Here is a 14,223-nt window from a genome sequence, read left to right as displayed (position 1 = left end):
GGTTTCGTGGCGAACGGCGCCACGGTATGGTTAACGGCCTTAACGAGATCTTGCCGCTCCACTGCCCGGTCATGTCCCGGCATTGCGACGGGGCCGCTGGAAACACTCTGAAACAAAAATCTTCGCCATTTGGCCCAAATCTTGGACAAACAAAGCGCATGGCCATTCCCAATCCCAACATCCTGGTCGTCGAGGACGACCGCGAAACCCGGACGTTGATTGCGAAGTACCTGCGCAACAACGCCTGCAACGTCACCGCCGTGAGCGACGGCCGCGAGATGTCGCGCGCCATGGCCGACCATCGCGTCGACCTGATCATCCTCGACGTCATGCTGCCGGGCGAGGACGGCCTCAGCCTGTGCCGCAAGGTGCGCGCGGAGGCGCAGACGCCGATCATCATGCTGACCGCGCGCGGCGAGGATGTCGACCGCATCGTCGGCCTCGAGATGGGCGCGGACGATTATCTGCCGAAACCGTTCAACCCGCGCGAGCTGCTCGCCCGCATCAACGCGGTGCTGCGCCGCCAGGCCGCCGCGCAGGCGGCGAGCACGATCGAAGGCGCCTCCACGCTGGCCTTCGAGGGCTGGCGCATCGATCTGCGCCTGCGCGAATTGCGCAATCCGGAAGGCGCGCGCGTCGCGGTGACCAGTGCCGAATTCGATCTGCTCAGGACATTCTGCGAGCGGCCCGGCCGCGTGCTGTCGCGCGACAGCCTGCTCGACCTCACGCAGGGCCGCAACACCGGCTCGTTCGAGCGCTCCATCGACGTGCTGGTCAGCCGCATCCGCCGCAAGATCGAGCCCAATCCGGCCGATCCCACCATCATCAAGACGGTGCGCTCCGGCGGCTATCTGTTCACGCCGAGGACGGAAGCGGTGACCGCGCCCCTGAGCAGCTGAAGGGCGCGCCGACGATGAAGCCGTTCGGGTTCTTCCACCTCAATGGGATCGGCGGGCAGATCGCCGCGCTGGTGCTGGCTTCGACCGTCGCGCTGCATCTCGTCGTCACCACCGCCTTCCTGATCAGCCGGCCGGACCGCCCCGACACGCCGCCGGACGGCGCCCATCAATTGACCGATGCTGCGCTGCTGCTCGGCGCGGCCGATGCCAGCGAGCGACCGCGCCTCGTCGCCGACCTCGCGCGCGCCTTCCCCAGGCTCGGCATCGAGATGCTCGCCCCCGGGTCGGTGATCGAGTCAGGCGACGGCGCCCACCTGTTCGGGATGCGCCGTCATCTCGGGCGCGGCTACAAGGTGATGCAGCTCGCCGCCGAGGGTCGCGCGCACCGCGTCGGCGTCGAATTGCCCGACGGCGCAGTGATCGCCGGCCGCGTCGACGGCGGCCCGCGGCCGTGGTTCTGGGGCGCACCATGGCTGGTGACGCTGATGACCGCCTTCATCTGTATCACCGTGCTCGGCCTGTGGGCGGCGCGTGCGCTGGCCGCGCCGCTGTCGTCCTTCGCCAAGGCCGCGGAGAATTTCAGCCTGGACGGCACCGCCGAGCCGCTGCCCGAGCGCGGCCCGGAGGAGATCCGTTCGGTCGCGCGCGCGCTCAACCGCATGCACGAGCGGATCGCGCGGCTGATGTCGGATCGCACGCGGATGCTGGCCGCGATCAGCCACGATCTGCGCACGCCGATCACGCGCCTGAGGCTGCGCGCCGAGTTCATCGAGGACGAAGGCAACCGCAAGCGCATGCTGATCGACCTCGACCAGATGCGCTCGATGCTGGAATCCGTGCTGTCGCTGCTGCGCAACGACCGCAAGATCGAGGCGGTGACGCTGGTCGACATCGCCAGCACGCTGCAGCTCGTCGCCGACCAGTTCGGCGACATGGGCCACGCCGTGCATTATGACGGGCCGGCGTCCGCGACCGCCGCCGCGCGGCCCGACGATCTGCATCGCGGCGTCACCAACCTCGTCGAGAACGCGGTGCGCTTCGGCGCCGAAGTGACGATCCGCCTCGACGTCTCGGGCACGACACTGATCATCGACGTCGAGGACGATGGCCCCGGCATCTCGGATGCCCGCAAGCAGGAGATGCTTGAGCCGTTCGTGCGCGGCGACGATGCGCGCACCATGGACGAGTCCACCGGCTTCGGGCTCGGCCTGTCGATCGCGCGCGCGATCGCGCTCGCCCATGGTGGCGAGCTGTCGCTGCACGACCGCGAGCCGCATGGCTTGATCGTGCGGATGCAATTGCCAATCTGGCAGGAGCCGCGGCTGGCGGCGTAGCGCGGATCAAGCCGCGAGCGGCGGGTGCTCGACAGCCTCACGCTCGAAGATCGCCACCGCCTCGAAGCGGTAGCCGCAGGCGTGGCAACTCCAGAGATAGGAAACGCGGCCTTCGCCCGGCTCGATCCAGTCCGGGAACGGAATTGGCGTGCCGCACTGTGCACAGGGGTTCTGTGTGGGAATGTCGTCGATGTCTGCCGGGGTCATGGACGTCCTCCCGCATGCTGTTTTGACGAGCGATTTTTGGGCGGAGACACGAATGGACAGACCAGCTGTCGCGTAAGGCGCCCCACCAGCTCCAAACTTAACCTAGGTTTGAGTCGTAAAAGCGACGGCCCAACGAAAATCGCCGGAGGCGGCGTTTCGCCACATCATCGCCGTGTTCCCACGGCCTAACCCGCACCGGTGCAGGTCCGTTCTGCCAAGGAATATTTCGATGAAGATTTTACGCATTGCCGCGCTGCTCGCGGCCGGATTGACATTGCCGCAGGCCGCATTCGCCGGCGAAGCCGAATATGCCGAGATGGTCGCGGCCCATGCCCGCGCCAACGGCGTGCCGGAGGCGCTGGTGCACCGCGTAATCATGCGCGAGAGCCGCTATCAGCCCGGCCTGGTCGGTCGCGGCGGCACCATCGGGCTGATGCAGATCAAGCTCGCGACCGCCCGCGGGGTCGGCTACACCGGCGATGCCGCGGGCCTGCGCGATCCCAACACCAATCTCACTTATGCGGTCAGATATCTCGCCGGCGCCTATCGCGCCGCCAATGGCGACCACGCCCGAGCCGTGCGTTATTTCGCGGGCGGCTATTACTACGTTGCAAAGCGGCAGCGGCAGGAGACCGTGCAGGTCGCCACGATGGGCGAGACCAATATGGGCGAGACCTGGCTCGAGCCGAACGGCAACCCGCAGCCGATGTTCGGCACCGCCCCGCACAGGAAGCTGGCCCAGCGCGTCCGCAACGCCCGGGCGCAGGCTTTGAAGTAACTCCGCGTGTCCCGGACGCGCTGCAGCGTGCCAAGAGCGCGATCACGCGCGTCTTCGATGCGCCACGAACGGCCCGGTTCCCGCCTAGCGCGTTGACACCAGCTCCCACTGGCATACATTAGAGCCGTTCCGAGGGGTGCTCCGAGGAGGAGCTGAGATACCGCTAAATGGGCAATACCGCCCAGGACCGCGGTGACCCTTTGAACCTGATCCGGGTCATGCCGGCGAAGGGACAGGGATGTACCAGACCACCAAGCGACCGGATTCACCGGTATCCATCATCGGCGCAGGCATCGCGGGGGCTTGGCAGGCCTTGCTGTTCGCGCAGGCCGGCCATGCCGTGACGTTACACGAGCGTGGTGACGCCGCCATGACCGACGCCACCAGCCATTGGGCCGGCGGCATGCTCGCGCCCTATTGCGAGGCGGAGGTCGCCGAACCCATCATCAGCCGCCTCGGCCTGCGCTCCCTCGACATCTGGCGCCGCGAATTGCCGGAAACGCCGTTCAACGGCTCGCTCGTCGTCGCCCATCCCCGCGAGCGCAACGATTTCGAGCGCTTTGCCCGGATGACCGAGGGCCACGAGCGGCTCGATGCCGCCGGCCTCGCCGCGCTGGAGCCGTCGCTGGAGGGCCGCTTCCGCGAGGCCCTGTTCTTCCCGAGCGAGGGCCATGTCGAGCCGCGCCGCGTGCTGCCCAAGCTGCACGAGCGCATCCGCGCCGCCGGCGGCACCATCAAATTCTCCAGCGACGTTTCAGCCAAAGATCTCGACGGCATCGTGATCGACTGCCGCGGCCTTTCCGCGCGCGACGAGCAGCCTGACTTACGCGGCGTCAAGGGCGAGATGATCCTGATCGAGACAGGCGAGGTGCAGCTTGCGCGTCCGGTGCGGCTGATCCATCCGCGCTGGCCGCTCTACGTGATCCCGCGCGAGGACCATCTGTTCATGTTGGGCGCGACCTCGATCGAGGCCGAGGACACCGGCGTCAGCGTCCGCTCGGCGCTGGAGCTGTTAGGGGCCGCCTATGCCGTGCACCCTGCCTTCGGCGAAGCCCGCATCGTCGAATTCGGCTCCGGCCTGCGCCCCGCTTTTCCCGACAATTTGCCACGCATCGGCATTCGCGACGGCAAGATCAGTGTCAACGGGCTCTACCGTCACGGCTTCCTGCTCGCGCCGGCGCTCGCCGAGCTGACGCTTGCCTACGTTCAGCGCGGCCAGATCGACAACGAGGTGATGCAGTGCGGGTGATCGTCAACGGCGAGCAGCGCGAAGTGGCTTCAGTCAGCGTCGATGCGCTGCTCACCGAGCTCGACTACGAGGGCACCCATTTCGCCATCGCGCTCAACTACGACGTCGTGCCGAAAAGCCGCTGGGCGGAGACGCCGCTGAAGGCCGGCGACGAGATCGAGATCATCACGCCGCGGCAGGGAGGGTGAGGGAGATGAAGGCACGCTCTCTCCACGAGTCGTCCCGGCGAAGGCCGGGACCCATAACCACAGGCTTGCGTTGTGGCGACCGATCTCTCCCCGCCTGCCCCAAGCGTAATCACGCGGTATGGGTCCCGGCCTTCGCCGGGACGACAATTGCATTTGAGGAAACACCGACATGGTGACCTTCTACGGCAAGACCTTCGCCTCCCGCCTCCTGATCGGCAGCGCGCTCTATCCCTCGCCCGCGATCATGCAGGCCGCGATCCGCGCCTCCGGCTCCAACATCGTCACGGTGTCGCTCCGCCGCGAGGCCGCCGGCGGCAAGACCGGGGATGCCTTCTGGAAGCTGATCCGCGAGCTCGACGTCACCGTGCTGCCGAACACCGCCGGCTGCCGCAGCGTGCGCGAGGCGGTCACCACGTCCAAGCTCGCCCGCGAATTGTTCGGGACCAGCTGGATCAAGCTCGAAGTGATCGCCGACAACGACACGCTGCAGCCCGACGTCGTCGGCCTGGTCGAGGCCGCCAGCATCCTGATCAAGGACGGCTTTGAGGTCTTCCCCTATTGCACCGAGGATCTCTCGGTCGCCAACCGCCTGGTTGATGCCGGCTGCAAGGTTGTGATGCCGTGGGCAGCCCCAATCGGCAGCGCCAAGGGGATCATCAATCGCGATGCCCTCAAACTGCTGCGCGAGCGACTGCCCGACATCACGCTGGTGGTCGACGCCGGCTTAGGGGCGCCCTCGCACGCCGCGCACGCGCTCGAACTCGGCTACGACGCCGTGCTGCTCAACACCGCGATCGCCAAGGCCGCCGATCCGGTCGCGATGGCCAACGCCTTCCGCCTCGGCATCGAGGCCGGCCGCACCGCTTACGAGGCCGGGCTGATGAACGCCCGCGACTTCGCCTCCCCCTCCACTCCTGTCGTTGGGACCCCGTTCTGGCATGCCGTATCCTGATCGTTTCTATCCCGTCGTCGACAGCCTTAAATGGGTCGAACGCCTGACCAAGCTCGGCGTCGGCACCATCCAGCTGCGCGCCAAAGAGCTGAACGACGCCGACGCGCTGCAGATCGTCACCGACGCACTGGCGATCACCAAGGACACGCAGACCAAGCTCGTCGTGAACGACTATTGGCGCGCGGCGGTCGTTGCCGGCGCAAAATATCTGCATCTCGGCCAGGAGGATCTCGCCGACGCCGACCTCAAGGCCATCCGCGAGGCCGGGCTGTCGCTCGGCATCTCCACCCATGACGACGACGAGCTTGCGACCGCGCTCAAAGCCAAGCCCGATTACGTCGCGCTGGGCCCGATCTTCTTCACCACGCTCAAATCGATGCGCTTCGAGCCGCAGGGCATTCCAAAAATCACGGAGTGGAAGCAAAGCATCGGCAACATTCCGCTGGTCGCGATCGGCGGCATCAAGTTCGAGCACGCCGCCGAGATCTTTGCCGCAGGCGCGGATTCCATCGCCGTCGTCAGCGACGTCACCCAGAACGCCGATCCCGATGCCCGCGTGCGGCAATGGCTCGGCCTAACGGTGGAGGCTGCGTGATGCATGTCCCGCTCTCTCCACCCGTCATTGCGAGGAGCCCTTGCGACGAAGCAATCCAGACTGCTTCCACGGAAACATTTCTGGATTGCTTCGCTGCGCTCGCAATGACGGAGAACGTCGTCGCCAGCGTCGCTCAGACGCACACGCATACGAATTAAACGGAGGCCCCCATGAACATCCGCTCCAACCCCGACAAGACCATCCCCGCCGTCACCACCGGCCCGCTTCCCTCCTCGCGAAAGATCTTCGCATCGCCCGATGCCGCGCCCGACCTGCGCGTGCCCTTGCGCGAGATCATTCTCTCCGAAGGTGCCGGCGAACCGAACCTGCCGGTCTATGACACCTCGGGCCCCTACACCGACCCGAGCGTCACCATCGACGTCAACGCCGGCCTTGCCCGCAATCGCAAGCAATGGGTGCTGGAGCGCGGCGGCGTCGAGGAATATGAGGGCCGGCAGATCAAGCCGGAAGACAACGGCAGCGTCTCGACCGACAAGGCTGCGCGCGCCTTCTCGGCCTATCACAAACCCTTACGCGGCCTCGACGGCCACAAGGTGACCCAGCTCGAATTCGCCCGCGCCGGCATCATCACCAAGGAGATGATCTACGTCGCCGCCCGCGAAAATCTCGGCCGAAAGGCACAGCTCGAGCGTGCTGAAGCCGCCCTCGCCGATGGCGAAAGCTTTGGCGCCGCGGTGCCCGCCTTCATCACGCCGGAGTTCGTGCGCGACGAGATCGCGCGCGGCCGCGCCATCATCCCCTCCAACATCAACCACTCCGAGCTCGAGCCGATGATCATCGGCCGCAACTTCCTGACCAAGATCAACGCCAATATCGGCAACTCGGCAGTGACGTCGTCGGTCGAGGAAGAGGTCGAGAAGATGGTGTGGGCGATCCGCTGGGGCGCCGACACTGTCATGGACCTTTCCACGGGCCGCAACATCCACACCACCCGCGAATGGATCTTGCGCAACTCGCCGGTGCCGATCGGCACCGTGCCGATCTACCAGGCGCTGGAGAAGTGCAACGGCGATCCGGTGGCGCTGACCTGGGAGCTCTACAAGGACACTTTGATCGAGCAGTGCGAGCAGGGCGTCGACTATTTCACCATCCACGCCGGCGTGCGCCTGCAATACATCCACCTCACCGCCAACCGCGTCACCGGCATCGTCTCGCGCGGCGGCTCGATCATGGCGAAGTGGTGCCTGGCGCACCACAAGGAAAGCTTCCTCTACACCCATTTCGACGAGATCTGCGACCTCATGCGCAAGTATGACGTCTCGTTCTCGCTCGGCGACGGCCTGCGTCCGGGCTCGATTGCCGACGCCAACGACCGCGCGCAGTTCGCGGAACTGGAAACGCTCGGCGAGCTCACCAAGATTGCTTGGGACAAGGGCTGCCAGGTCATGATCGAAGGCCCCGGCCACGTGCCGATGCACAAGATCAAGATCAACATGGACAAGCAGCTCAAGGAGTGTGGCGAAGCGCCGTTCTACACGCTTGGGCCGCTGACCACCGACATCGCGCCGGGCTATGACCACATCACGTCAGGCATCGGTGCCGCCATGATCGGCTGGTTCGGCTGCGCCATGCTCTGCTACGTCACGCCGAAGGAGCATCTCGGCCTGCCCGACCGCAACGACGTCAAGGTGGGCGTCATCACCTACAAGATCGCGGCACACGCCTCCGATCTCGCCAAGGGCCACCCGGCGGCGCAACTGCGCGACGACGCGCTCTCGCGCGCCCGCTTCGACTTCCGCTGGAGCGACCAGTTCAACCTCGGCCTCGATCCGGATACCGCCAAGAACTTCCACGACGAGACCCTGCCGAAGGAAGCCCACAAGGTCGCCCATTTCTGCTCGATGTGCGGGCCAAAGTTCTGCTCGATGAAGATCACGCAGGATGTGCGGGACTATGCCGCGACGCTGAATGATCCGAACAGCGTGGGTATGTCGATGGCCGGAACGGTCGAAGACGGCATGGCCAGGATGAGCGAGAAGTTCAAGGAGATGGGGAGCAATGTGTATCTCGATGCGGAGAAGGTGAAGGAGAGTAACCGGGTGTTGTGAGCAACAGGCTTCCGACGTGTGAATTCAGACGAGGTGCCGGGCAAAAGCCCGGCGCTAGCTGCGTCAAGGCGAGAGCACCTGATTGCTATCAATCACCAACTTCCTACACCTACGTCTCCAATCAACCTACACAGAGCCACCAAACGACGAGGTTGCCCCGTAGAATGCCTGCATGAATTCATTTCTGGGAAAAGCCACAATCAACGGTGAGACGGTTACTTCGGCCGCATCATCGCTAATGGCTTTGACAACTCCAATTCCCGCGAATCTTCTATGTCCTCCTCTGAAATCACTATAAGCAGTCGAGGTCGTGACCCATATCGGATCATACGGAAAGACAACCTTTGCAGTATCGGTCTTGATGTAGAAATGCGGCGAACGATTAGGATCAAATTCAGCCAATAGCCGCGGCTCGACTTTCGTCCCTGCGTCAACACCGTTTCGGGTGTAGCAACGATGATCAAAAGAGATGAGTTGCCCGACCATTTCCTCGCCAGGGGGTAAGATATCATCGAGCGGAATCGCCTCGACTGAACTGCGAACGAGTGCCGACACTACCCAATTCATCTTACGACCTACTTCGAGCCCCTGGTCTCGAAATCCTCGATCGAGTCCAAGCAATGCCTGCAAATCGGGCTTTCCCAGCATGGCTCCAAGTCTCGGCACATTGACAAATTGAGCATAATGGATTCGATCTAGCCAATCAGGACGTTGAAAAGACCCTCCGAATAGCAGTGCTTTTGCTGCACGAGCTTCGGCTCCCCTCTTCCATTCTTCCAGCTTACCAACCGAAAAGTCCTGCCCAGCGTTCTTATCGATCAATACGGAGCAGCTCGCGCACAACCAGATCGCGTTTTCGATGCTGCTACGTTCCGTTGGAGTTTGCGATTCATCGAATCGGGGCCCGCCTCGCGACGCAGCTCTTATGTGAGCGGCGACACCGATGATCTTCACTCCCGTAGATGTGGACTTATCCGCTCCGACGGTCGGCTTCCGGCAGTCGGGCTGTGAACATAAGTTCCCAGTCCTATCCCGAACGTCTCGCACGACCGCTGCGGAGAAGTTATCTCTCTGGTTTTTAGCCCGCGTTCCGATTGCGCCCAGTATGTCAGATTCGCCTTAAACCGTTGCGGATCAAATATACAATCTTTAGCTGAGAAATCAGTTAAGACCAGAAATCCCGAACTAGGATTCCGGCCGCACCTAGTTCGGGTGCAGCCTTGGAAGCTCGTCCAACGTAGCCCGGATGAGCGAAGCGACATCCGGGATTGACAGCGGCCACGCATGTCGCTGACGCTTATGCGGCTACAACTCTGCGAATAAATGATTTGCCCGCTCCGTCCCCCACCGCCTGCCCGACCAGCTCCGTCCCTACCTGCGCCTCGTATTCGTCGGCACCGCCGCCTCGACGCGCTCTGCCGAACTAGGGAGGCTACGGCGATCCCGGCAACGTATCCTGGCTTGGTTTCTTGCCGCCGCGAACTCTACTTTCCTGGAAAGGCCTTCTGCTCGGATACGTCTATCGTAACCGGCTCTGCTTTCGCATTGTTCGTTTCGTCCCACTCCTCCATCCAAACATCGCGGACTGCCAAGTACCACCCGTTAAGAAGAACAGTGGAATCGAGAACGTATCTCACGCAAAGACAGGTCAGGAGGCAGACGATCAGGTAGAGCACAATTTCGATCAGGGTCCTCACGATGAGTGAGGGATCAAAGAACTCAATCTTGAATATATCCCTTACGTCAGTGTAGGCATTCCAGCCTGCGACCAAGGCGGGAAATGCACACAGCAGAAGCGTGAGACTTAAAAGAGGAGACGAGTACCGCGCAAATATGAATACGAAACGCTGCGCCACAGCATGATAGGCATATGCCAAATGCTCTGCCGATAAATATGGATCGTTCGGCGTGAGATCAAAGCGTTTTGGAAACAAACCTGCCACTTTTCTTGAATCAGGCGTCATATCAACTATGGCTCTGAACGCATGATTTTCTCGCCGTATAGCAAAAAAGGCCCAGGCAAGAATCGGTAGAAGACCCGTTTGGCCGACGATACCCAAGTCTGAAATGTGCAGCCTTGCAAATCCACCCGGAAAGGTAATCAAGGTGGATTCGAGATATCCTTTCGAGACCCATTCAAGTCGAAGCTTGATTATTGACTTACAAAGCTCAAGTTTGTCTTGAGGGGTCGCAGCGTCCATCGGGATGTTGGCTACACGCTGGTACAGACCCGGCGCGACCTTAGGACACCAATTCTTTGTGAGTTCGTCATGGTCAGGTTGCGCCGGAGATGCCGCGAGTGCCGACAAGCGCTCGTATCGCGCTTGAAAAACATTAAGGTAGCCGACATCCACATTGTAGAGCGCCCATGCCCACAGAAACGCCCATGCCAATCCCAGGAAGAATGGGGCTCGGGCGTTGGAAATCGAATCTGTTAGCTGTGCGCAGCGAGCGTCAGTAAGTTTCCATAAAGTCTCGTTGCGCATTCTTTCACTAGCAGCTGTCATCGCAATACCCGCTGAAAATCAAGGATTAATACTACTTCAGATAGCACGCTGTCGAAACTACATCAACGTGCTCCGCTGGGCGAAGAAGGTCAATGGGATGGCTGCGCGAGAGACGAACAGATGGATACCTGATCTACCCGGTCTCTCATCCCACCGCCTTCCCGACCAACTCCGCCCCGACCTCCGCCTCGTCTTCGTCGGCACGGCTGCCTCGACGCGTTCGGCCGAACTCGGGCACTATTACGCCCATCCCGGCAATCGCTTCTGGCGCGCGATCCATGAGGCCGGCATCACGCCGCGGCGCTATCACCCGGGTGAGTTTGCTTCGCTGATCGAGCTCGGGATCGGCTTCACCGATCTGTCCAAGACGGGCGCGGGGATGGATCACCAGATCGCGACGGAGACGATCGACCTGCCCGGCTTCAGGGCGAAGATCGAAAAATATCGGCCGAGGACGATTGCGTTCACGAGCAAGAAGGCGGCGAGCTTGTTTTACGGCAGGCCGTCGCGCGTGATTGCGCTGGGGCGGCAGAAGCGGGACGAATGTCCGGTGGAAGTGTTCGTGCTGCCGTCGCCGTCGGGCGCGGCGTCGGGTCATTGGACGCTGGAGCCGTGGCGGGAGTTGGCGGCGTGGATCAAGTCGTAGGGTGCGCAAAGGCGCTCTTGCGCCGTGCCCACCATCTCTCCACGCAATCCGGTAGAGCGGTGGGCACGGCGCGCGAGGAACGCGCCTTTGCCCACCCTACGAGACCGCTTGCGAGGCGGGCAGCTCACCCCACACGCCCACTCGTCGTCCTGGCGAAAGCCAGGACCCATTACCCCAGGGAAAAGTTTGGCGAAGACTCGCGGTCCGGTACTGCGATCGTGCGCACCCGATAGATTCCGCGGTATGGGTCCTGGCCTTCGCCAGGACGACGCCGGTTGATTGGCTGGCAACTCGTAGCCCGGATGAGCGAAGCGATATCCGGGGTCGGCGGTTGACCCGCATGTCGCTTCGCTCATGCGGGCTACAGGTTCTATGAAGTACCCTGTCGGAATCCGCCCCACCCGTTCGTCCTCTGGATACATCACGCCCGGAGCCCCCGATGCCCACCATCACCGCCTTCGAAAACTCCCCCGACCGTGGCCGAGGACAGGCGCGCGACATGCGGGTCCGTTGGGCGCTGGAGGAAGTCGGCCAGCCCTACGACGTCCGCCTCCTCTCGTTCGAGGCGATGAAGCAGCCGGCGCATCGTGCACTGCATCCGTTCGGGCAGATTCCGACCTATGAAGACGGCGATCTCGCCCTGTTCGAGTCCGGCGCGATCGTGCTCCATATCGCCGAGCGTCATGACGGGCTTCTGCCAGTCGAGGCGAATGCGAGAAGCCGCGCGATCGCGTGGATGTTTGCCGCACTCAGCACGCTGGAGCCGCCGATCATCGAGCTCGCCATGGCGATGCTGTTCGAGCGCGACAGGAGCTGGTACGCGGAGCGCCTGCCCATGCTTCAAGATCGCGTCCGTATCAGGCTCGGCGAACTGTCCCGCCACCTCGGCGATGCCGACTGGCTCGACGGCGCCTTCAGCGCCGGCGATCTCCTGATGGTGACGGTGCTGCGCAGGTTGAACACATCGGGCCTGCTGGGTGAATATCCTGAGATCGCCGCCTATGTCGCTCGCGGCGAGGCGCGGCCGGCTTTCAGGCGGGCGTTCGAGGCGCAGCTGGCGGTGTTCAACGCCGCATCGCGTTCGTAGGGGCAAGGTTCGGAATGGTGCCGCACACTCAGTCGTCGTCCCGGCGCAGGCCGGGACCCATACTCCCAGAGAGAGGTTTGGCGAAGACTCGTCGTTCGGTACTACGCCCGCCCACAACACATAGATCACGCGGTATGGGTCCCGGCCTGCGCCGGGACGACACCGTGGATGTGACGACTTCCGCGGGCCATTGCGTCCATCTCGGCGCACTTGCATTCTAGGCTCCGCCAACCCAGAGGAGCCGCCGCCCATGCTGAACCTCTATTCCTACCCAGAGCTGTTCGGCGTCGCCGACAACAACGGCTACGGCCTCAAGGTCTATGCCTTCTTCAAGCTCGCGGGCGTGCCGTTCGTGCACGAGCACGTCTTCGATGCCTCCGCCGCGCCGCGCGGGCAGCTGCCTTACATCGTCGACGACGGCGAGACCGTCGGCGACAGCGAGACGATCATCGCGCATGCGATCGCAAAATATCTCCTCACCATCGATGCCTTGCTCGCACCGGAACAGCGGCGCACCAATCATCTCGTCACGCGCATGCTGGACGATCTCTACTGGGTGATGTCGTATTCGCGCTGGAAGGACGAGCGCTTCTATCCGGCATTCCGCGATGCCTTCATCGCGCAGCATCCGCAGATCGACGCGGCCGGCTTCGACAAGGCCAAGGCCTACAACGCGCAGCGCTATCATTACCAGGGCATCGGCCGCTACACGCCCGAGCAGGCTTATGCGCGAGGGCTTGCCGATCTCAAGGTGCTGGCCGAGATCGTGCCGGCTGCCGGCTACGTGCATGGCGCGGCGCCCACCAGCATCGATGCCGGCATCTACGGCTTCATCGCCAACATCCACTATTTTCCGATCCCGACACCGCTGAAGGCCTTCGTCGATGCGCACGCAAACCTCGTCGCGCATTGCGAGCGGATTCATGCGGCGGTGACGGCAGCGTAGCCCGGATGAGCGAAGCGACATCCGGGGCCGAGAGCCGACCCGCATGTCGCTGTCGCTCATGCGGGCTACAGATTGACGCGCCCCCTACCGCATCGTGATCGCAAGCCCGCTGAGGTCCGCATTGGCCATCAACCCGACCTGCCGGCCGGTCAATTCCAGCACCGCGCCCTTCTGGTTGGTCAGCACGATGGCGCGGGCGCCGGCGCCGACGGCAAGGCCGGCACCGGCGGCGCCATAGACGCCGGCAACATCCGAGGGGCGGTTGATGTTGGAGACGCGGCCGCGCAGCACGGTTTTCGAGCCGCCGAACACGAGGCCGTAGTCGAGGCCGCCGGTGGAGAGCCCATAGGTGCGGCCGCGGAAATTGAGCACGCCGCTCCCGCCGGAGCCGCCGATGATCCAGCCCGCCTTGTAGATCGTCAGCGTCACGAAGCCGCTGTCGGCCCGGGCCGCCGTCGAGAGGCCGGCCAGGGCGACGATGGCAACCAGCGCGGCGCGGAAGGTGGATGCGAGCTTCATGGGGATCTCCGGGGGCTATTTTTCAAGGCAGGATTCGAATCAGATGCGACAAATCTATCCGATCGATCGCGGCGGCAACATGATGGCGCGGTGTGTGAGAAGTGAGGAGTGAGGCACGAGGCGTGAGGCGTGAAATGCGGCAACGCATTCAACTGTCATCGCCCGGCTATGTCCCCGAACACCCGTCGGTCATGTCCCCGGGCTGAACACTTCGACCGGGCGATCCAGTATTCCAGAGACAGCTGTT

The 14,223-nt window shown here is 63.3% G+C and carries 15 protein-coding genes, 1 pseudogene and 1 riboswitch; of the genes and pseudogenes, 12 read left to right on the top strand and 4 right to left on the bottom strand.

Annotated features, from left to right (window positions below; all coding sequences use genetic code 11):
- The first annotated feature begins 158 nt into the window (after window positions 1–158).
- Both ACSKB8_RS20265 and ACSKB8_RS20260 read left to right on the top strand, forming a co-directional pair.
- Entirely contained in the window at window positions 159–899 is a 741-nt protein-coding gene (locus ACSKB8_RS20265) for a response regulator (RefSeq protein ID WP_091879339.1), read from the top strand.
- Window positions 900–913: 14 nt separating this feature from the next.
- Window positions 914–2,233 carry an ATP-binding protein gene (locus ACSKB8_RS20260; RefSeq protein WP_438105929.1) on the top strand — a complete coding sequence of 440 codons (1,320 nt, stop codon included), beginning with the start codon at window positions 914–916 and terminating at the stop codon, window positions 2,231–2,233.
- Window positions 2,234–2,239: 6 nt separating this feature from the next.
- Here ACSKB8_RS20260 and ACSKB8_RS20255 read toward each other — a convergent pair whose 3' ends face one another.
- Window positions 2,240–2,440 carry a hypothetical protein gene (locus tag ACSKB8_RS20255; RefSeq protein ID WP_370989277.1) on the bottom strand — a complete coding sequence of 67 codons (201 nt, stop codon included), beginning with the start codon at window positions 2,438–2,440 and terminating at the stop codon, window positions 2,240–2,242.
- A gap of 229 nt (window positions 2,441–2,669) precedes the next feature.
- Here ACSKB8_RS20255 and ACSKB8_RS20250 point away from each other — a divergent pair, with 229 nt between their 5' ends.
- The 6 genes from ACSKB8_RS20250 (at window position 2,670) to thiC (ending at window position 8,271) form a co-directional block, all read left to right on the top strand.
- Window positions 2,670–3,218 (top strand): transglycosylase SLT domain-containing protein, encoded by a 549-nt coding sequence (locus ACSKB8_RS20250; RefSeq protein WP_438105927.1) that lies wholly within the window; start codon window positions 2,670–2,672, stop codon window positions 3,216–3,218.
- Between the two features lie 122 nt (window positions 3,219–3,340).
- Window positions 3,341–3,469, top strand: a riboswitch (TPP riboswitch).
- A complete protein-coding gene (locus tag ACSKB8_RS20245; RefSeq protein ID WP_438105926.1) occupies window positions 3,457–4,467 on the top strand; it encodes an FAD-dependent oxidoreductase in 1,011 nt (336 codons plus the stop codon). Its footprint overlaps the riboswitch before it by 13 nt.
- A complete protein-coding gene (thiS, locus tag ACSKB8_RS20240; RefSeq protein ID WP_438105925.1) occupies window positions 4,458–4,655 on the top strand; it encodes a sulfur carrier protein ThiS in 198 nt (65 codons plus the stop codon). Before ACSKB8_RS20245 ends, thiS begins: the two co-directional genes overlap by 10 nt.
- Window positions 4,656–4,824: 169 nt before the next feature.
- Window positions 4,825–5,607 carry a thiazole synthase gene (locus ACSKB8_RS20235; RefSeq protein ID WP_438105923.1) on the top strand — a complete coding sequence of 261 codons (783 nt, stop codon included), beginning with the start codon at window positions 4,825–4,827 and terminating at the stop codon, window positions 5,605–5,607.
- Window positions 5,594–6,202 carry a thiamine phosphate synthase gene (locus ACSKB8_RS20230; RefSeq protein WP_438105921.1) on the top strand — a complete coding sequence of 203 codons (609 nt, stop codon included), beginning with the start codon at window positions 5,594–5,596 and terminating at the stop codon, window positions 6,200–6,202. Before ACSKB8_RS20235 ends, ACSKB8_RS20230 begins: the two co-directional genes overlap by 14 nt.
- Window positions 6,203–6,372: 170 nt before the next feature.
- On the top strand, window positions 6,373–8,271 hold the full coding sequence (gene thiC, locus ACSKB8_RS20225) for a phosphomethylpyrimidine synthase ThiC (RefSeq protein ID WP_438105919.1): 1,899 nt from the start codon (window positions 6,373–6,375) through the stop codon (window positions 8,269–8,271).
- Between the two features lie 126 nt (window positions 8,272–8,397).
- Here the strand turns inward: thiC and ACSKB8_RS20220 are convergent, their stop codons facing one another.
- Window positions 8,398–9,093 (bottom strand): hypothetical protein, encoded by a 696-nt coding sequence (locus ACSKB8_RS20220; protein WP_438105917.1) that lies wholly within the window; start codon window positions 9,091–9,093, stop codon window positions 8,398–8,400.
- A 462-nt stretch (window positions 9,094–9,555) separates the two neighbouring features.
- On the opposite strand from ACSKB8_RS20220, the pseudogene ACSKB8_RS20215 reads away from it, so the two are divergent.
- Window positions 9,556–9,731, top strand: a pseudogene (locus tag ACSKB8_RS20215) (mismatch-specific DNA-glycosylase); the annotation flags it as partial.
- Window positions 9,732–9,755: 24 nt separating this feature from the next.
- On the opposite strand, the gene ACSKB8_RS20210 reads toward ACSKB8_RS20215, so the two are convergent.
- On the bottom strand, window positions 9,756–10,778 hold the full coding sequence (locus ACSKB8_RS20210; RefSeq protein WP_438110900.1) for a hypothetical protein: 1,023 nt from the start codon (window positions 10,776–10,778) through the stop codon (window positions 9,756–9,758).
- 97 nt (window positions 10,779–10,875) lie between these two features.
- Between ACSKB8_RS20210 and ACSKB8_RS20205 the strand changes: the two genes are divergently transcribed.
- From ACSKB8_RS20205 to ACSKB8_RS20195, 3 genes are all read left to right on the top strand, one after another.
- Window positions 10,876–11,424 carry a mismatch-specific DNA-glycosylase gene (locus tag ACSKB8_RS20205; RefSeq protein ID WP_438105915.1) on the top strand — a complete coding sequence of 183 codons (549 nt, stop codon included), beginning with the start codon at window positions 10,876–10,878 and terminating at the stop codon, window positions 11,422–11,424.
- 439 nt (window positions 11,425–11,863) lie between these two features.
- On the top strand, window positions 11,864–12,511 hold the full coding sequence (locus tag ACSKB8_RS20200) for a glutathione S-transferase family protein (RefSeq protein WP_438105913.1): 648 nt from the start codon (window positions 11,864–11,866) through the stop codon (window positions 12,509–12,511).
- Between the two features lie 250 nt (window positions 12,512–12,761).
- Window positions 12,762–13,457, top strand: coding sequence for a glutathione S-transferase family protein (locus ACSKB8_RS20195; RefSeq protein WP_438105911.1), 696 nt, complete (start codon window positions 12,762–12,764; stop codon window positions 13,455–13,457).
- Between the two features lie 84 nt (window positions 13,458–13,541).
- Here ACSKB8_RS20195 and ACSKB8_RS20190 read toward each other — a convergent pair whose 3' ends face one another.
- Window positions 13,542–13,976 (bottom strand): hypothetical protein, encoded by a 435-nt coding sequence (locus ACSKB8_RS20190; protein WP_370989265.1) that lies wholly within the window; start codon window positions 13,974–13,976, stop codon window positions 13,542–13,544.
- Window positions 13,977–14,223 lie beyond the last annotated feature (247 nt).

This window comes from Bradyrhizobium sp. BR 1432, assembly GCF_051547705.1.
GTDB lineage: Bacteria > Pseudomonadota > Alphaproteobacteria > Rhizobiales > Xanthobacteraceae > Bradyrhizobium > Bradyrhizobium zhanjiangense.
Note: the sequence above shows the minus strand (reverse complement) of the source record. Positions and strands in the feature narration are given on the sequence as shown.